Source organism: Synechococcus sp. PCC 6716 (assembly GCF_022570815.1).
In the GTDB taxonomy this organism is placed as follows: Bacteria; Cyanobacteriota; Cyanobacteriia; order Thermosynechococcales; family Thermosynechococcaceae; genus Thermosynechococcus; species Thermosynechococcus lividus.
Genome location: NZ_JAKLTU010000011.1, coordinates 1 through 18,498 on the forward strand (window position 1 = coordinate 1; position 18,498 = coordinate 18,498).

An 18,498-nucleotide genomic window follows, 5' to 3' on the forward strand; every position below is an offset into this window, starting at 1 on the left:
TTCCGATCTTGCTCGTGGGTTGGATAGGCTCTGAACTTGTACGCTTGCAACATTTAGCGTCTTTGGATGTTACTGATAATATCCTACCAGATAGCAAAGAGGATGTGCTACGCACGTTGATTTATGGGTCGCCATTCATCCCACGATTCACCTGCGGTAGAATCGGGGACTTCTTGCGACATTTGTTAAAGACCTAAGTCAGCTTTAGCAGCTTGAGCCGCCTCTAACAATAGCGGTGTGGGTAACTCTGGCCAAGGAATATCCGCCATCTCTTCATAAAAGGTTTCATCATAACTACGGGTTTGGATCACCACCGGCATGGGCACGGCATGACCCAACACCAGTGCCTGCTGCTTTGAGTCGAGTTTAGCTAAAACAGAGCGCAATTGCTGAGAACCTGCCACCCCCGTAAAAATAGCTTCAATATCCTTTTCATCGTTAAGCAGAGCAGTAATGCGGGTGCCAATCTGGGACATAATCTCACTGTCAATGCCAGAGGGGCGCTGATCCACCACGAGCAAGGTGACAAAGTACTTGCGCATTTCGCGGGCAATGGTGCCAAAAATGGTTTGCTTTACTGTGGCAGGGTCTAAAAAGCGATGGGCTTCTTCAATGGTAATCACCAGTTGATGGGGGCGATCGCTGGGGTTTTTCGTTTGCAAAAAGACCTCGGACTGTTGCACATAGGCATGGTGAATTCGCCGCGCAATAATATTCGTCGCCAACATATAGGAGAGCATATTGGCTTGAGAGCCAAACTCAATAACCACATGCTGCCCAGCAGCAAGGGTATCAAGAATTTGACCAATATAGTTCTTTGCACAACTATTGCGTAGGTACTTCAGTTGCTCCAGCCGCGTGAGCTTACGCTGCAAGGCCATAATCGAGGCTTTGCTGCCCATCTTGGTTTCACAAAACTCTTGAATCTCTTGGTTTGTCATCCCCAGCAGACGGCTAATCCAGCTTCTGCCAAATTCATTGCGCAGGATGATCGCATTTTCAAGGCTTGCTTCCGACAGATTCAGCTCCGCTTGGACAAGGGCAAGGTCCTCGACTTCAATTTGGTCAAAACCAATATAAAGCTCTTGGGCATCTCGCACCCCTCGCCGCTGGGTGGACTCTGGGTCTAAGGTATAAATTTTCACACAGCGAGGAAATAGTTGCCGCAGACCCTTGACAGTGCTAAAGTGCTTGCCTTCGCGGGTTGCTTCCCAGCCATACTCCGAGTGCATATCAAAAATGAGGTTTACTGCCGCCTGCTTGCGGATAATGCCCGACAGGAGCAGGCGAGTCAAAAAGGATTTTCCGGTACCCGACTTACCAAAAACGCCATTACTGCGCTCGACAAAGCGATCCAAATCCAAGCAAATGGGCACCTGCATCTCAAGGGGATAACCAATGGCAAAATTGCGCCGCTGTGGATCCCCCTCCCAGCCAAAGACCGCACGAAAGTCCTGATCACTCGCTTCATAAACCGGGCTAAAGTGACCGGGAATGGTTTTCACCGGAAGTAAATCACTGCCCGCCTCGCCAATCATCAGCATCGGCGCCAGACTGAGAGTGGCAAAGGTACCCGTCCCCGCCAACACCTCTTGCAAAAACGTATCGTCCAACGCCGGTGGATTTAGCAGGATACGCGGATTAGCCGTGTCAAGAACCACATCCGTAAGGAGGCAAAAAAAACGATTGCGGCGGCCTTGCACAACCAGAAATTGCCCTACCCGCAGTTCTTCAACAGCCACATCGCCACTGAGGCGAACCTCTAAGCCTTGACTCAACGAGCCTTGAACAACAATACCTAATTGTGTTTGTGCCATGCCTACTGTAACAGTGCAGTTTCAAGCAGTCTCCCTACCTTTGCATATTTACGCGCATACTTACGCCCCACCTTTAGCAAGGGTAACACTGTGCTCCATTCCGGTGATCAACCGAGACTATTGGAGATTAGTATTTCACTATCTATAATGGCTTGTGCCACATACGGCAATAATTGTCTGTAGATTAGCACTGCCACGGTAAACGTGCCAAGTCACATCTAAGTAGAGGCTATTTATGAACTGGACATGGCGATCGCTCCCGCTGACCGTGCTGTGCTGGGGGATGTTCACAAGCACAGTAGCCGGTCAAATCACTCCTGCCCCCAATGCTACCGGCACCACCGTCACCCAAACCGGTCAACAATTTGATATTGGGGGTGGCACCCTATCCAGCAACGGCAAAAACCTCTTTCACATCTTTCGTGACTTTAACGTTGGCAGTGGTCAAACCGCTAACTTCCTTTCGAATCCTCAAATTCGCAATATTCTGGCCGGAGTCAATGGCGGCAATGCCAGCTACATCAACGGCCTTCTGCAAATTAGCGGTGGCAACAGCAACCTGTACTTGCTCAACCCTGCCGGAATCGTCTTTGGCGCCAATGCCCGCCTCAACCTGCCCGCTGCCTTTCATGCCAGCACAGCGCAGCGGGTGCATTTCGATGGTGGTGTGTTTGATCTCAACGGTAATAACACTTACAGTCAACTCAACAGCAACCCCACTGGCTTTGAATTCCTCAACAAAGGCATCATCATCAACGAAGGTCATCTGGCCGTCGGCAGTGGCCAAACCCTGAGTTTAATGGCGCACCACGTCATTAACACCGGTAGCCTTGTTGCCCCTGCCGGGACGATTCACCTCATTGCCGTTCCCGAAAGTGGCATGGTGCGGGTCTCACAAGAGGGGATGCTCCTCAGCCTCGAAATTCCTCAAGAGCGACTCCCCGCAGACGGCATCATTACCGCCATAGATCTGCCCAATCTACTCACCGGCGGTGGCACCTATCCCACCGTCAACAGCGTCATCCAGCACCCTGATGGCACCATTAGTCTCGTGCACGACCCTGCCAAGGTGCCAATGGGCAGCAGCACCGCCGTGGTGGGGGGTAATGTATCCGTTGCCAACCCCAACGGCATCGGTGGGCAAATCACCGTCACGGGGCAAAACACCGCCCTCCTGAATGCCAACCTCAATGCCTCCGGCCAGTTTGGTGGTGGCACAATTCTGATCGGCGGCGACTATCTAGGGGGCACAACAGGCACCCATCGCCTTGATAGCAGCTTCAATGCTCAAAACCTTTTTATTAACCGTGGCAGCATCATTGCAGCGGATGCCCTCAGCGATGGCAATGGCGGTACCATCATTGCCTGGGCCGATAATGCCACCCAGTTCTATGGCACCATTACGGCGCGTGGTGGCCAACTCCGAGGCGATGGTGGCTTTGTAGAAACCTCCGGGCGCAACGTCCTGAATGCCTTTGGCGTTGTGGATGCCAGCGCTATCAATGGCAAAGCTGGAACATGGTTGCTTGATCCATTTGATGTCACCATCGTTGATAGTAATGTCATTAATAATGGTAGTTATTCTGGTGGGAATCCTGATATTTTTACCCCCATTGCCAACGCAACGGTTGGCAATCAAACAATTGAGAGTCGGCTCTCTGGGGGTACAAATGTTGAAATCACTGGCAGCAATATTACGGTCGATGCACCTATAGATGCGTTCTCAGGCTCCTCTGTTACGCTTCGCTTTAATTCTGGCAACAATATTACCCTCAACGCCCCTATCAACCTAGAAGCTTCGTCTGGCAACACAACAACTGTTAGTTTGCAAGGAAATGGCCTCATCAGTCAAAGTAGTAGCGGCACAATCACTACAGATATCTTAAGTCTCTCTGGCAGTGGAACCTTTAGCTTAACTGCGGACAATAACATTTCTGAATTATATGGAAATGTTGGCTCAGTCTCCTTTGTAAATGTAGGTGATTTTACCGTCAGCTCTTCAGGCCTCTCTGCTAACGGCAACATTACACTTGAGTCCCGAACAGGAGCTATTTTTGTTGACCCATCGTCATCAATTAACTACACTGGCTCAGGAGTCGGTTCAATTACTTTGAAAGCTGAAACGTTGATTGGACTTAGCAACGCCAGTATTCAAGCAACATCAGGATCCGCCAACATTTTACTTTCAAGTAACAGTAGTGGAATTAATATCGGCAACTCGATACTTGATTCAAACGGGGGGAGCATTACTATTAATGGTACTGGAGGTGGTTCGGCTGCGGTTCTGATCCAACTCTCCAGTCTTTTATCACAAGGAGGGAACATTAACATCACTGGTACTGGTAGTAGAACCGGTGTTTTGATTTCCGATTCAACCTTAAATGCTGGGGGCGGTCACATCACCCTGACTGGGCAGGGCTCTGATGGTGGATTGAGTAGCCGTGGTATTGAGATGACGGATGCCATAGTGACAACAACAGGCAGTGGCAATATTGAAATATTCGGTACGGGTGGCGATCCCATCCCAGAAGGATGGAGTCAAGGGATTGAGATCACTGATTCGTCCATTACAACCGCATCAGGAAATATTTTATTAGAGGGGCGCTCTGGAACTGGCGGTGGCTTCTTTTTTAACCGAGGGGTGTCAATTTCCAGTGAATTTGATGGAACGATGCTGATTAGCAGTAGCACTGGCAATGTTCAGATTCTGGGAATCGCTAAGCCAGATGGAACTGGAGTTGAAATTTCTTCTGGGCTACCCTCTACAACCATTATTCAGGCTGCTGGCTCTGGAAATCTTTTAATTGATGGCCGCAGTAGCGAATCTGGAACTGGCATTGAAATTAATTCCTATGACGATGGTGTTGCCCGCTTTCAAGTAGAGAATGGAATTTTAACCTTTGCGGCTTTAGGCCGCATTAATCTGGAAGCTGACGACCTGAACAATATATCAATTGTCTCTAATAGCAGCGGTCGTTTAGTTTTTCAACCCGTGCTTGTCAGTACCACAGTTGGTGTGGGAGATGGTGCAACGGGCAGCTTATTGATCGATCAGACACTGCTGGATCGCATTAGTGGTGGCTTTTCCCTCGTGACCATTGGCAACCCCAGTGGTACTGGGCTGATTGACGTGCGTCCCTTGAGTTTGAGCTATAACCTTGCCTTGCAAACTCCCGGTGCTGGTTCTGCTGGGATTCAGTTTAATGGCTCTGGGGTCACAAATCTGAATGGGCGCAACCTAACCCTAAACAGTGGCGGCGGTGTCAGCCAAGGCAGTCATGCCATTGCTGCCAACACCCTACAACTGCTCGGCCAAGGCAACGTCACCCTCAGCAACCCCAATAACCAACTGCAAGCACTATCGGGCAATGTTAATGGCGGGGTCACCCTCAGCAACCAAGGGGGGCTTGCTATCACTAGCTTTAATAATGGGGTCAATGGCCTGACAACTGGCTTGAGCACGAACGGTAACCCTTTCATTGTAAATTTAGCCACTGGCAACCTTACCCAAACGGCTCCGCTGCAAGTGGGGAGTTTAGGGGCAACCCTACAAAATGGCAACGTCACCCTCCTAAACCCCAGTAACCAAATCGGTACAGTTGCTGCTCAGTTAAACAGTTCCAGTGACTTTCAGTTGGTGAACAACGGCACCCTCACCATTGGTACCGTCAATCCTACAGGGATTACAGGTCGCACTATTTTTCTGCAAACCTTGACGGGTAACATTGTTCTGAATGCACCGATTACCGCCTTTGGCTCTGGGGATGCCATTGTGCTGGTGGCTGGCAACAATTTTATTAATAATTTTGGCTCAACGGTCTTTACGAACCCCAATGGGCGCTGGTTGGTCTATTCCACAGATCCCAGTCTTGATGTGAAAGGCGGCCTTACGGGTGCCGAGCAGTTTGATACAACCTACCCAGGTGCTCCCTTGTTTGGCGGCTCAGGATTCCTGTACCGGGTCTCTGCTCTCGCGCCACCGTCAGAGCCTCCCGCACCACCGTCAGAGCCTCCCGCACCACCGTCCCAATCTGAAATCGATGAAGATCTAGGCAAAATTTTCTTTGGCGAGGAAGTGCAAAATCCGGAATTTCCGGAAACGGTTGCCCAAGTGCTCTATTTTTCGGGGGTTGACATTATTCGCCAGCAAATTGGTAATGCCTTTGACCAAGGCGATTATGCAACAGCGGTTAAGCTCTTGGAGCAGCTTTATACTTTTGAGTTCAGTGAGTATTTTGGTGAACTGTTTAATACCCCTGGTCAGGAGGGGCTACAAAATCTTGATATTGCTCAAATTCAAGCATTGCTAGCTCGAATGGCGGCAGAAATCGGACAAACTCCCGCCCTCACGTATGTTTTTTGGCGACCCGGCCAACTGGATATTTTTATTGTGACACCGACGGGGGAACCCATTTATCAGGCGGTGCGTGTCTCTCAGGAGGAACTCCAGCGGGTGATTTCTGCCTTTAACCGAGAGGTGCGGGATCCGGCTAAAACGAATACAGACTCCTATTTGCCCTTTGCGCAGCAACTGTACCAGTGGATTTTGGGCAGTGTAGATCCTGAACTGCAAGCTCGGGGGATTACTACGCTTGTCTTTGCGATGGATCAAGGGCTGCGAGGACTGCCGATCGCCGCGCTGCACACTGGCTCTAACTTAGTGTCTTCTACGGTGACGGATGTACCTGTGGGGCGCAATGGCCAGTTCTTAGTGGAGCGGTACAATCTAGGGCTGATTCCTAGCATTAACCTTGTGGATACTCGCTATCAGCCACTGCAGGATGCCCAAGTCTTGGCCATGGGAGCATCTGAATTTCAAAAGCAAAGTCCACTACCAGCGGTTCCCATCGAGTTACAAACCATTACCCAATTGGTGGGACGGGGTACCGAATTCCTCAACGCACAGTTTACAGTTCCAAATCTAGAGACGCAGCGTCGCCGTAGTCAATATCCAATTTTGCATCTGGCCACCCACGGCGAGTTTAATCCGGGCAAACCCGACAATTCCTACATTCAGTTTTGGGATAGCCAGCTTTCGATCGCCCAGTTGCGGCAGTTACGCTTGTTCCGTCCGCCCACGGAGCTAATGACCCTCAGTGCCTGTCGCACAGCGGTGGGGAGCCGCGAGGCCGAGCTAGGGTTTGCAGGGTTGGCACTGCAGGCTGGGGTTAAAACTTCCGTGGCTAGCCTGTGGTACGTCAGTGATGAGGGCACTCTCGCTTTGATGACGGAGTTTTATAAGCATTTGGGTTCGGCACCCATTAAGGCAGAAGCCTTGCGCCAAGCCCAAATTGCCATGATCAAAGGGGCAGTTGTGATCGAGGGTAATAGTCTGCGGGGTACCGGTGTGCGGGGGGGGCTAGCCATTCCTCTGCCGGACGGGTTAACCACCAATGGGACACGCCAACTCTCGCATCCGTACTTTTGGGCAGCGTTTACGACCATTGGTAGCCCTTGGTAGAAACCCAAGGTACAGTAATCTAAGGGGTACGGGGTAGCAACTCACTGAAACATGATGACTAAATATGTGTTTGTTACGGGCGGCGTTGTCTCAAGTATTGGCAAGGGTATTGTCGCTGCCAGCTTAGGGCGACTGCTCAAATCGCGGCAATATTCTGTTTCAATTCTCAAGCTAGATCCTTATATCAATGTGGATCCCGGAACCATGAGTCCGTTTCAGCACGGAGAAGTGTTTGTGACGGATGACGGGGCGGAAACGGATCTGGATCTTGGCCATTACGAGCGGTTTACCGATACTCCGATGTCGCGGCTGAATAGCGTTACCACTGGCTCGATTTATCAAGCGGTCATCAATAAGGAGCGGCGGGGCGATTATATGGGGGGCACAGTACAGGTGATTCCCCACATTACGAACGAAATTAAGGAACGGATTTTGCGGGTTGCGAAGGATAAGAACCCCGATGTTGTGATCATTGAGATTGGCGGCACCGTTGGGGATATCGAGTCTTTGCCGTTCCTTGAAGCTATTCGGCAGTTTCGCACGGAGGTGGGGCGGCACCATGTTCTGTTTATGCACGTTACGCTGGTGCCCTGGATTCCGTCGGCGGGAGAAATGAAAACAAAGCCCACGCAGCATTCGGTGAAGGAGTTGCGCTCGATTGGGATTCAGCCGGATATTCTCATCTGCCGGTGCGATCGCCCCTTGGTGCCAGGCATTAAGGAAAAACTCTCGCAATTTTGTGATGTGCCCGTCGATGCGGTGATTCCTTCAGCAGATGCCAAGAGTATTTACGAAGTGCCGCTGCTGCTGGAACGGGAGGGGTTGGCCACCCAAGTGCTAAGGCTGTTGAACCTTGAGCAACGCTCCCCCGATCTGAGCCAATGGCAAGCCCTTGTGGAGCGGCTCTACCGTCCCCAAGTTCCCATAGAGGTGGCGATTGTTGGCAAGTATGTGCGTCTGAGTGATGCGTATCTCTCGGTTGTGGAAGCGTTACGGCACTCGGCGATCGCCCTCGATCAAGAGTTACACATTCGCTGGGTGAACTCCGAAGAGATTGCGGAAAATGGCGCAGCGGCTTACCTCGAAAACGTGGCGGCAGTGGTTGTCCCCGGTGGCTTTGGCATTCGCGGTGTGGAGGGCAAAATTGCTGCCATTCAGTACGCCCGCGAGCAGAACATTCCCTTTTTGGGGCTGTGCCTAGGGATGCAGTGCGCTGTGATTGAATGGGCACGCCATATTGCTGGTCTAGAAAACGCCAACAGCGCCGAGTTTGACCCCAATACCGCCCATCCCGTTATTCACCTATTGCCGGAGCAGCAGGATATTGTGGATTTGGGGGGCACCATGCGCCTAGGGTTGTACGCCTGTCGGCTGGCGGCTCACTCCCTTGCTGAGCAACTCTACGGTGAAACTGTGATCTATGAGCGGCATCGCCACCGCTATGAGTTTAATAATGCTTACCGCAGCCTTTTCTTAGAAACGGGCTACGTCATTAGCGGCACCTCCCCCGATGGCCGCTTAGTCGAAATCATTGAATATCCAGCACACCCCTTCTTTATTGCGGTGCAGTTTCATCCGGAATTTCGCTCTCGTCCCAATCAACCGCACCCACTGTTTTATGGTCTCCTTGCAGCTGCAACGAAGCGCGGAACGTTGACGAACTCTCATGTCGTTTCCACCGTTGCCACAGAGGTTACGCCGTGACCCCAGACTCCGAGATTCGCCGTCTTCTAGACCTCATGCCCGCCTCCGCTCGGATGCGCTGTAAATTGGTCTCCCGTCCGCAGCAGGCACAGGTCATTACCTATCGGCCAGCCCTGCCGTGGGGCGATCGCCCCATTGAAATTAATTTCCGCCTCTGGAGCCGGTTAGATACTCGCGAGCGGGATCTACTGATCTTGCGAGCCGTAGCCTGGTTTAACGCAACGGGATTAATCAAATTAGATCTGTATCAGGGGGTAACCGTTGCGGGCGCCCTTGGCACCGTCTTGCAATTCCTGCAAGCAGATGCAGTGGGGGCGATCGTCGCAGGGGGTCTAACAGCCTTTGGTGCCCTCCAAGTGTGGCAGAATACACGCGGTGTGGCTGTGGAAGTGGCGGCCGATCGCCACGCCTTACAGCTGGCGCAACGCCGGGGATACAGCGAAGCCGAAGCAGCAGCAGCTCTACTTGCCGCTATCGAGCATGTGGCGACCCTTGAGCGCCGACCCGTGCTTGAAGTGAACGACCTTATTCGCACCCAAAACCTGCGGCAATTGGTCGGAGACCCAGTCACCCCCAATCGGGTAGCGTGAGGAACACACACTTACCCCCCTTGCAACTTGAACCGTCATACCTATGGACTATCTTCAACTTGCCTTGCGAAGTCCCCATCCTGCATTTGCGAAAGGCTGGGAGAAATTTGCAAAGAAGCAATGGCAAAATAAAGATTTTAATAAGGCCATTGCTAGTTTTAAGCACGCCCTCTCCTTAGATTCTCACCTTGCTACAGCATGGTGTAGCTTAGGCATTCTCAGTAGCTCTGACAGTAACTTAGAACAATCTCGGCATGCCTATGAGGTTGCGCTTTCTTTGCAACCAGACTGGAAACTTAGTATTGAATTTATACGGTGCTTTAGCTATTTACTCAATGTTTATGATACGCCAGAAGAAGTGTTAGTCTGTCATCAACAATTTGAAAAAGCCTTTTTTGAATTTTACACGGCTTTTCAAAATGCATCTGTTGAAGAAATCGGGCAACTGCATCACTGGATTGGCTATGTAGCAATGTTTCTGCTCCCCTATCAGGGATTGCCCACTCGTCATCTGCAACAGATGTATGGTCAGTTTGTTCATGATGTCATGACAAAGATCATTCCCAAGGGCAAAGAGCGCCCTGCAATGCCAAAGCTCTCTCCAGACATACCGGTGCGAGTGGGCATTCTCTGTGGCTTTTTTCGCAGGCATACGGTCTGGAAATTAATGCTCCATAACTGGATTAAATACTTAAACAATGAAAAAATTAAAATCTATGCTTACTACCCACAGGACTATACCGATCAATGTACCGAAAAAATTAAGCGCTACTGTCATAAATTCGAGATGGGAATCCGCCCGCTTGAATCATGGTTTGAATTGATTAGATCAGACCAACTACATCTGATGTTATTCCCGGAAATTGGCATGGACTTAGACGTGATTAAACTAGCTAGTCTGTGGTTAGCTCCCATTCAGTGCATGTCGTGGGGACACCCAGATACCTCTGGTTTGCCCACAATCGATTATTTTCTAAGTAGCGAATTAATGGAGCCAGAAACGGGTGATTCAGAGTATTGTGAACAATTAGTACGGCTTAAAAATTTAGGGATTCAGTTCAGTCCCTTACCAGAAGATGAAAGGGCACCGATTACGCGACAGGAGTACGGATTAAAGCCTGATGCAGTACTGTATGGTTGTTTACAGTCGGTGTTTAAGTATCTGCCACAGTTTGATTATATTTATCCAGAGATTGCCGCTGCCGTCGGCAACTGCCAATTTGTCTTTATCAGTCATCATATGACCAAGCATAGCCGCCAGCGGTTTGAAGCCCGCCTTGAGCGAGCATTTTCTGCCAAGAACTTACACTGGCAAGACTATTGCTTCATCTCCCGGCCTTTGAATTTCTATGGGTTTACCTCCATGCTGCACTGCCTCGATATTTTTCTGGATTCTATTGAGTGGTCGGGGGGTTGTACAACCCTAGAAGCCCTGAACTATGCCCAACTCCCTATCGTGACCACTCCCGGACGATTTATGCGGGGGCGGCACACCGCAGGGATTTTGACCCAACTGGGGCTACCGGAACTCATTGCGCCGACCGTGAGGGACTATATCCACAAAGCGATTGAGCTCGGCCAGAATGTGGCGTACCGTGAATGGATTCGCCAGCAGATTCAGACCAATTTACCTCGAGTGATGGCAGATCAAGAAGGGCTAAAATCCCTAGAAGCATTTATTTTGCAAACGGTGTACTCCTATCGTAATTAATTGGGTTCTTCCGGAACGGTCTAAAATTCCTTTTCTAAAGTGGTTAACGGCTGTCCACAGCCAGATTTTGTTTTTGTAGCGCCGACAAAGGGTTCCAATTCATCCAGTTCGCCAACCATCTGGGACATAAGCAGCAGGCAGACATTCTCCAACTGGTTTCACCTACTGAATGACCGTTGTATGATCAACCCCTGTGACGCGTTCAATGCCTTGACATACACGGGTCAGCATTGTTGCTTGATTTCATCGCTATATCCTTGAGGGTGTTGCTGAATGTGGCTATGAATTGCCCTTATCCCCAACCTGTCTCCCCAGAGAGAAGGGAGCTAAGAGTCTTGTTCCCTCTCCCAAAGGAGAGGGCTAGGGTGAGGGCGGCAAATGTAATTTTGCTTACCTCTTCTCTTACCGTTCTTACGGATAGGAGGCGATCGGCATCCTAAACGTTGCATGAGAACTCATCCTCACTCCTCCCTTCATGATGCAACGCCCCCACCTAAATAGCGGCTGATGCAGTCATGGCTGATGCCCTCGAGATGGTCAGCCACGTTTGTGACGGTGCAGTTGACAAGACTGCTCAGCAGATACTGGCAGTAGTTTAGTGTAGTAAAGCTCGTTTGTTCGGTCTAAAGCCACTTCTGCGTAAGTCCTGATAAATAATCTCTCGGGTGTTGCTAAAGAGCAGCCTCTTGCCAGCGACTCCTCCAGAAAATGCTCTTGTGTGCCTGCGTAAAGTTACCAATACCCTTTGCAAGGCCGGTGACATCGTGGCCAAATATTGAAAAGTGTTACAGTTGTGCCCTTTGGGGATTAAATCCTTGAAGACAAAAAATTGCCGTGATACCATCCAAACTGTTGTTTGTTAGCAGTGATTGGGAGTTGTCCGTTGTCACTTCGGGTAGCCGTTGTTGGTGGTGGTCCAGCGGGTTCCTCCGCCGCCGAAATTTTAGCCAAGGCTGGAATTGAGACCTATCTCTTTGAGCGCAAGTTAGACAATGCCAAGCCCTGTGGCGGAGCCATCCCCCTGTGCATGGTCAGTGAATTTGAGTTGCCCCCCGAAATTATTGATCGGCGGGTACGGAAAATGAAAATGATTTCCCCCTCCAACATTGAGGTGAATATCGGCCAAACCCTCAAGGATGATGAGTACATTGGTATGTGTCGCCGTGAGGTTCTAGACACCTTTATGCGCAACCGGGCGGCGGATTTGGGCACAAACCTCATCAATGGCACGGTGTTTAAGCTGGAGCAACCCAGCGGCAGTGATCAGCCCTATACCCTGCACTATGTCCTAGGGGATGGTAGCACCCAGACCCTTGAGGTGGATCTCGTCATTGGCGCGGATGGGGCAAATTCCCGCATTGCCAAGGAAATTGATGCTGGTGATTACAACTATGCCATTGCCTTTCAAGAGCGGATTCGCTTACCTGCTGACAAAATGGCCTATTACGACGAGTTGGCGGAGATGTATGTGGGCGATGATGTCTCCCCTGATTTTTATGCGTGGGTGTTTCCGAAGTACGACCACGTGGCCGTGGGCACCGGCACCATGAAGGTGAATAAAGATCGCATTCGTGAGCTACAGGCAGGCATTCGGGCGCGCGCGGCGGCCAAACTGGAGGGGGGGCAAATCATCAAAGTCGAAGCCCATCCGATTCCAGAGCATCCCCGTCCACGACGGGTGGTGGGGCGGGTTGCCCTCGTGGGGGATGCTGCCGGTACGGTCACCAAGTCCTCCGGTGAAGGGATTTATTTTGCGGCCAAGTCGGCACGGATGTGTGCTGAAACCATTGTCGAGACATCTAGCAATGGCCGTCGCATCCCCACAGAAGCCGATTTGAAGCTCTATCTCAAGCGGTGGGATAAGGCCTACGGTATGACTTACCTCGTGTTGGATTTGCTGCAACGGGTCTTTTACCGCTCGGATGCCACCCGCGAGGCGTTTGTGGAGATGTGTAGCGATGTGGATGTGCAAAAGCTTACCTTTGACAGCTACCTCTACAAAACTGTGGTGCCTGCAAATCCCCTAGTGCAGTTGAAAATTACTGCTAAAACCATTGGTAGTTTACTGCGGGGCAATGCGTTAGCTCCGTAGCAGGCGCAGGAGTTTTTCTAGGTGCGCTGGCAGGGGGGCGATCGCCACGATCGGGTCACCGGTTCGCGGATGGATCAGCTGTAACCGGAAGGCATGGAGGGCTTGCCCCGGAAGGTTCATCTTCACAGGGGAGCCTCTACCGTAGAGGGGATCCCCCACTAAAGGCCACCCCAGATGTGCTGCGTGCACCCGAATCTGGTGGGTGCGTCCGGTGTCTAGGTGAAATTCCACAAGGGCGCAGTGGCGAAAGCGTTCTTGAACCTGCCAGTGAGTTGTGGCAATGCGTCCTTTGGGGAGTGAGACAACGGCCATTTTTTTGCGATCGCGCTCATGGCGACCAATGGGAGCAGTAATGCTGCCCGTTTCGGTGCTGGGTTGTCCATAGACTACGCCGAGGTAGTGCCGCTGCATTTGGCGGGATTTGAGTTGGGCTTGTAGATGATGGAGGGCGGCCTCGGTTTTAGCTACTACCATTGCCCCTGAGGTATCTTTATCGAGGCGATGGACAATGCCTAGCCGCTTGATGCCGCCAATCCCAGCCAAATCGGGACAGTGCGCCAACAGACCATGCACTAGGGTACCGTGGGGATGACCCGGTGCTGGATGCACGACTACACCTACCGGCTTATTGAGGATCAGCAGATCGCTATCCTCGTAGAGAATGTCTAAGGGGAGCGCTTCCGGCTCAAGCGCTAGGGGTTCTGGCTCCGGCAGGGTAATTTCTAAGATGTCTCCGCCACTGAGGGGGTGGTTTTTGCGATCGCAGATGCGGTGATTAATGCGTACCTGCCCCTGCTGAATGAGTTGTTGCCAGCGGGAGCGGGAGAGTTGCGGCTGGTGCTGGGCTAAAAATGTATCGAGGCGATCGCCCCCCTGTTCAACCGTGAGGGTTAGGGTTGTGGCCATGCCTAGAATTAAACAAGGGTGTGCCCCAACGCCAAGCCAACCACTAGCATTCCCAAAACTAAAAAGGGCTGAGCACTGGCTTGGTACTTGACATCATTTTTTAGGGGATCCCGCAGAAAGTACATATCCTGAAAGACAATTTGCGGAATCACCAGCAGAATTAAAATCACGGCGTAGAGATTCGCGTGCAAGGCTATAAGGTAACCCGCAATCCCCAACTGAAAAATATCAATCATCAGGACACAAATCCACGCCGCTGTGCCCACCCCAAACATTACCGGCAGGGAAGCCAATCCCAGTTGGCGATCGCCCTCGACACTTTTGAAATCATTGACAATGGCAATGCCCAACCCCGCCAAACTATAAATCAGGGTCAGTACCACAATCGTTGGTGTTAATTCACCAAAAAGGGCATGACCCGCCCACCACGGCAGAGCAATGTAACTGGCTCCCAAGGCATAGTTCCCCAGCCAGCCATTTTTCTTCAGCTTGAGGGGGGGCGCGGAATAGATGTAGGCCAGAAACCCACCAAGCAGGGCAATTTTTGTGACGGGCAAGGTGGGATGATTCGCCCATAAATCCAAGAGTACAGCCAACCCCAAMCCTGCCACTACCAGAAAAATAATCTGGGCACGCACTTGGTTAAGGGAAATAGCACCTGAAGGAATTGGGCGGTACGGCTCATTAATGGCATCGATCTCGCGATCGTAATAATCGTTGAGGGTTTGGGTATAGCCCGCCATCAACGGCCCAGAGAGCAACATACAGGTTGCCGCCTTCAAAATATCTTCAAGGCTCCACGTAAAGCCACCGGAGGAGGCCGCCCCACACACCACCCCCCAGATTAGAGGAATCCAGGTAATGGGTTTCATTAACTGGAGGCGAATTTTCCAGATATTGGTTTCTCCGCTTTTGGCACCCTTCATGCCCAAAAGTTGCCGCGCCGCTGCCGCGGTCTCTACTGCCGGTGTGGTTGAATCAGGGGTGTCCGTCATAGCGTTTCTTGCCCAGCATTACGTAAATGATTATAAAGCGCAGTGGCAGGTTCCCCAGAGTATGGCTCAAAACCTGAGCTACGGTACAGGAAACACGCTTAGTACTCAGAAGGGGGCATGGATGTCAGATGTCGTTTCAACAACACCTCGCTGCTTCACCTCAGTGTTTTAGCGTCTTATGACCATTCACTGGTGGATGGCGGCGGCTTATCTGCTGCTGTATTTTGGGGGGGTGGTCATGGCACGCTTACCCCGTACCCCAATTCGCAACACGATGTACGATGTCCTTGACATCCTCCCTTCCCTTCGCTGCGCCCAGGAAGGGGATTCCATCGTCGCCGATGAAGGTTCCTGCTTCAACACCGCAATACACGACTCAGGATTGCTGTAGTTGTGGTTACAGGGTACACAAGACGCTATCCACCAGAACCCATAGTTGTCCCAAGTGTGGGTTTGCGATGGATAGAGACCAAAATGCCGCCCTAAATATTCTGAAAAAGGGGCTCTTGGGAATGGAATGGCCAAACAGTACCTTTGGGTAAAAGGGAACTGCCCCGTAAGGGGGAGCGACTGGAGAGACACGCACCTCTGCGTCTGCGGGGCAATCCAAGGACGTAAGTGCTGTCGTAGAACCAGTAACCAGAATCCCCCAGTTTTAGCTGCGCGGAGTATGCCAAGATGCTGAGGGGGCACCCTAGGTCATTGGGCAATATAGGAGGTGTCTGCTAAGGGCACATGAACGGGCTGTACCCGCCAAATGTCTTCGCAGTACTCACGAATGGCGCGATCGCTGGAGAACTTACCCATGCGTGCTACGTTCAGAATTGACATTTTCACCCACTGTTTTTGGTCGCGATAGAGGCGCGTAGCCTGCTCTTGGCAGTCGACATAGCTTTGGTAATCTGCCAGTAGGCAGTAGCGATCGTTTTGCCACAGGTGCTCAACAATGGGGCGAAATAGCTCTGTATCGCCGTGGGAAAAGTGACCACAACTGATGAGATCCAGCACTCGCTTGAGCATGGGGTTATTGTTGGCAATCTCCCATGGCCGATAGCCGTTGCGCCAGATCTCCTGTAGCTGTTCAACGGTATTGCCAAAGAGGAAGAAGTTTTCAGCCCCCACTTCTTCACGAATTTCGACATTGGCGCCATCAAGGGTACCAATGGTCAGCGCACCATTGAGGGCAAATTTCATGTTGCCAGTGCCTGAGGCTTCATAGCCCGCCGTGGAAATTTGCTCAGAGAGATCGGCAGCCGGATACACTCGCTGACCACAGGTAACGTTATAGTCTGGCAAAAAGACGACCTTCAGGCGATCGGCCACTGTCGGATCGGTGTTGACCACCTCTGCCACAGAGTTAATGAGTTTAATAATCAGCTTGGCCTTGTAGTAACCGGGAGCCGCCTTGCCGCCAAAGATAAATGTGTGCGGTGTAATGTCGAGATTCGGATGATCTTTGAGGCGTTGGTAAAGAGTAATGATATTGAGAACGCACAGGTGTTGCCGCTTATACTCGTGAATGCGTTTCACCAAAATATCAAAAATCGAACTGGGGTCAACGCTAATACCCACCCGCTGCTGAATATACTCGGCTAGGCGCACTTTGTTTTTGTGTTTGACCGCGTGCCACTCGGCGGCAAACCCTGCATCCTCGGCAAGAGGTTCAAGCCGCCGCAGTTGATCGAGGTGCTTAATCCAATCCTCACCGATATGGTTACTGATCAGTTGGGTTAGCCCCGGATTACTCAGCACCATCCAGCGACGGGGGGTTACCCCATTGGTTTTATTGGAAAACTTTTCAGGGGTGAGTTCGTAAAAGTCTCGCAGTACTGTTTGTTTAAGCAGTTCTGAGTGCAGGGCTGCCACCCCATTGATGGCATGGCTCCCCACACAGGCTAAGTTGGCCATGCGCACATAGCGGCACTCACTTTCATCAATAATCGAAAGCCGCGCTAATCGCTCCTGATCACCAGGATAGGCAAGCCGCACCTGATCAAGAAACCGCTGGTTAATTTCGTAGATAATTTGCAGGTGCCGTGGCAGCAGAGACCCAAAGAGGGGAAGCGGCCATTTTTCAAGGGCTTCAGGCAGTAAGGTGTGGTTGGTATAGGCAAAGGTTTGGCGGGTAATATCCCACGCTTTGTCCCAAGGCAGTAGGTGCTCATCCACCAATAGGCGCATTAGCTCCGCCACGGAGATGGCTGGGTGGGTATCGTTCAGCTGGACGGTGAACTTGTGATGGAAACGGGTTAAATCTGAGGAGGACTGTAAATAGAGCCGGATCATGTCCTGAAGGGCACAGGAGCACAAGAAATACTGCTGCATCAGGCGCAGTTCTTTGCCTTGGAGTTGCTCGTCGTTGGGGTAGAGCACTTTGGTGATGTTTTCTGAGGCAATTTTCTCGTTCACCGCCCCGTAATAGTCACCGGTGTTAAAGGCTTGGAAGTCAAAGGATTCAATGGCCTCTGCCCGCCACAGCCGCAGCAGGTTGGCGGTGTTGACTTTATAGCCGAGAATGGGGGTATCGTAGGCAATTCCCTGCACCATCTGATGGGGTTGCCAAACGACGCGGTAGCGCCCCTGATCGTCGGTGTAGCTGTAGGTGGAGCCACCAAACTTAACTGGCAGAGTGATTTCAGGGCGGGCAATTTCCCACGGATTACCGTAGCGTAACCACTTGTCGGTGATTTCTACTTGCCAACCATCGCGGATTTCTTGGTCAAAGATGCCATACTCGTAGCGAATACCATAGCCAATGGCCGGAATTTCTAGGGTGGCTAATGAGTCCATATAACAGGCAGCAAGGCGACCCAGCCCCCCGTTCCCAAGTCCGGGTTCTTCTTCTTGATCGAGGAGTACGTTGAGATCTAGGCCTGTTTGCTGCATGGCTTCGGCAACGGCATCGTACAACCCTAAGTTAATGAGGTTGTTACCAAGGTGCGGGCCAAGCAAGAATTCTGCCGAGAGGTAGCAAACGGTGCGACTGAATTGATCGCGATAGGTTTTGGCAGAGTTGAGCCAGCGCAAGAGGAGGCGATCGCGCACAGTGTAGGCAAGGGCAAGGTAATGATCATTTTTTGTGGCAACTTCTGGAAACCGTCCTTGCACAAAGAACAGGTTATCCATGAAGGCGCGGCGCAATGTTTCAACACTTGTACCGGTGCGATCGTCTTCTGTGAGCACCGTCGGGCAACCGGGCGGAATTAAACTGGTCATTGTGGG

At 51.4% G+C, this 18,498-nt stretch carries 12 protein-coding genes and 1 pseudogene; 7 read left to right on the top strand and 6 right to left on the bottom strand.

What is annotated here, in order from left to right; translation table 11 throughout:
* Window positions 1–53 (bottom strand): helix-turn-helix domain-containing protein (locus L5220_RS07625; protein WP_499572764.1); only part of this gene is annotated, 53 nt, incomplete at its 3' end.
* Between the two features lie 132 nt (window positions 54–185).
* Window positions 186–1,817, bottom strand: a complete 1,632-nt coding sequence (locus L5220_RS07630; RefSeq protein WP_448527524.1) for a helicase HerA domain-containing protein — start codon at window positions 1,815–1,817, stop codon at window positions 186–188.
* Window positions 1,818–2,052: 235 nt separating this feature from the next.
* Here L5220_RS07630 and L5220_RS07635 point away from each other — a divergent pair, with 235 nt between their 5' ends.
* Genes L5220_RS07635 through L5220_RS07650 form a run of 4 tightly spaced genes read left to right on the top strand, consistent with a single transcriptional unit; the run spans window position 2,053 to window position 11,283 of the window.
* A complete protein-coding gene (locus L5220_RS07635; RefSeq protein ID WP_499572742.1) occupies window positions 2,053–7,278 on the top strand; it encodes a CHAT domain-containing protein in 5,226 nt (1,741 codons plus the stop codon).
* A gap of 54 nt (window positions 7,279–7,332) precedes the next feature.
* Window positions 7,333–8,982 (top strand): CTP synthase, encoded by a 1,650-nt coding sequence (pyrG, locus tag L5220_RS07640; RefSeq protein WP_448527537.1) that lies wholly within the window; start codon window positions 7,333–7,335, stop codon window positions 8,980–8,982.
* Entirely contained in the window at window positions 8,979–9,572 is a 594-nt protein-coding gene (locus L5220_RS07645) for a DUF3318 domain-containing protein (protein WP_099799449.1), read from the top strand. Before pyrG ends, L5220_RS07645 begins: the two co-directional genes overlap by 4 nt.
* Window positions 9,573–9,615: 43 nt before the next feature.
* On the top strand, window positions 9,616–11,283 hold the full coding sequence (locus L5220_RS07650) for an O-linked N-acetylglucosamine transferase, SPINDLY family protein (RefSeq protein ID WP_499572744.1): 1,668 nt from the start codon (window positions 9,616–9,618) through the stop codon (window positions 11,281–11,283).
* 21 nt (window positions 11,284–11,304) lie between these two features.
* Here the strand turns inward: L5220_RS07650 and L5220_RS07655 are convergent.
* Window positions 11,305–11,732: pseudogene (locus tag L5220_RS07655) on the bottom strand (transposase-like zinc-binding domain-containing protein); the annotation flags it as partial.
* A 434-nt stretch (window positions 11,733–12,166) separates the two neighbouring features.
* On the opposite strand from L5220_RS07655, the gene chlP reads away from it, so the two are divergent.
* Window positions 12,167–13,375, top strand: coding sequence for a geranylgeranyl reductase (gene chlP, locus L5220_RS07660; RefSeq protein WP_448525854.1), 1,209 nt, complete (start codon window positions 12,167–12,169; stop codon window positions 13,373–13,375).
* Here the strand turns inward: chlP and L5220_RS07665 are convergent.
* Together L5220_RS07665 and chlG are read right to left on the bottom strand one after the other, a co-directional pair.
* The gene (locus tag L5220_RS07665) at window positions 13,364–14,281 is read right to left on the bottom strand and encodes an RluA family pseudouridine synthase (RefSeq protein ID WP_499572746.1); all 918 of its coding nucleotides are present in this window, start codon (window positions 14,279–14,281) and stop codon (window positions 13,364–13,366) included. The genes chlP and L5220_RS07665 overlap by 12 nt on opposite strands.
* A gap of 8 nt (window positions 14,282–14,289) precedes the next feature.
* Window positions 14,290–15,276: a chlorophyll synthase ChlG gene (gene chlG, locus L5220_RS07670; RefSeq protein WP_448527529.1), complete on the bottom strand. Its 987-nt coding sequence runs from the start codon at window positions 15,274–15,276 to the stop codon at window positions 14,290–14,292.
* Between the two features lie 178 nt (window positions 15,277–15,454).
* Between chlG and L5220_RS07675 the strand changes: the two genes are divergently transcribed.
* Both L5220_RS07675 and L5220_RS07680 read left to right on the top strand, forming a co-directional pair.
* Entirely contained in the window at window positions 15,455–15,667 is a 213-nt protein-coding gene (locus tag L5220_RS07675; protein ID WP_499572767.1) for a hypothetical protein, read from the top strand.
* Complete coding sequence (locus L5220_RS07680) at window positions 15,618–15,818, top strand: zinc ribbon domain-containing protein (RefSeq protein WP_499572748.1); 201 nt, start codon at window positions 15,618–15,620, stop codon at window positions 15,816–15,818. The genes L5220_RS07675 and L5220_RS07680 overlap by 50 nt, the downstream gene beginning before the upstream one ends.
* A 157-nt stretch (window positions 15,819–15,975) precedes the next feature.
* Here L5220_RS07680 and L5220_RS07685 read toward each other — a convergent pair whose 3' ends face one another.
* Window positions 15,976–18,492 (bottom strand): glycogen/starch/alpha-glucan phosphorylase, encoded by a 2,517-nt coding sequence (locus L5220_RS07685; RefSeq protein WP_448526284.1) that lies wholly within the window; start codon window positions 18,490–18,492, stop codon window positions 15,976–15,978.
* Window positions 18,493–18,498: the final 6 nt, after the last annotated feature.

What these genes read in the sequence shown, in the direction of transcription:
- L5220_RS07630 (WP_448527524.1), bottom strand. Translation starts at nt 1,817, where the DNA reads ATGGCACAAACACAATTAGGTATTGTTGTTCAAGGCTCGTTGAGTCAA.
- L5220_RS07635 (WP_499572742.1), top strand. Translation starts at nt 2,053, where the DNA reads ATGAACTGGACATGGCGATCGCTCCCGCTGACCGTGCTGTGCTGGGGG.
- pyrG (WP_448527537.1), top strand. Translation starts at nt 7,333, where the DNA reads ATGACTAAATATGTGTTTGTTACGGGCGGCGTTGTCTCAAGTATTGGC.
- L5220_RS07650 (WP_499572744.1), top strand. Translation starts at nt 9,616, where the DNA reads ATGGACTATCTTCAACTTGCCTTGCGAAGTCCCCATCCTGCATTTGCG.
- L5220_RS07665 (WP_499572746.1), bottom strand. Translation starts at nt 14,281, where the DNA reads ATGGCCACAACCCTAACCCTCACGGTTGAACAGGGGGGCGATCGCCTC.
- L5220_RS07675 (WP_499572767.1), top strand. Translation starts at nt 15,455, where the DNA reads ATGACCATTCACTGGTGGATGGCGGCGGCTTATCTGCTGCTGTATTTT.
- L5220_RS07680 (WP_499572748.1), top strand. Translation starts at nt 15,618, where the DNA reads ATGAAGGTTCCTGCTTCAACACCGCAATACACGACTCAGGATTGCTGT.
- L5220_RS07685 (WP_448526284.1), bottom strand. Translation starts at nt 18,492, where the DNA reads ATGACCAGTTTAATTCCGCCCGGTTGCCCGACGGTGCTCACAGAAGAC.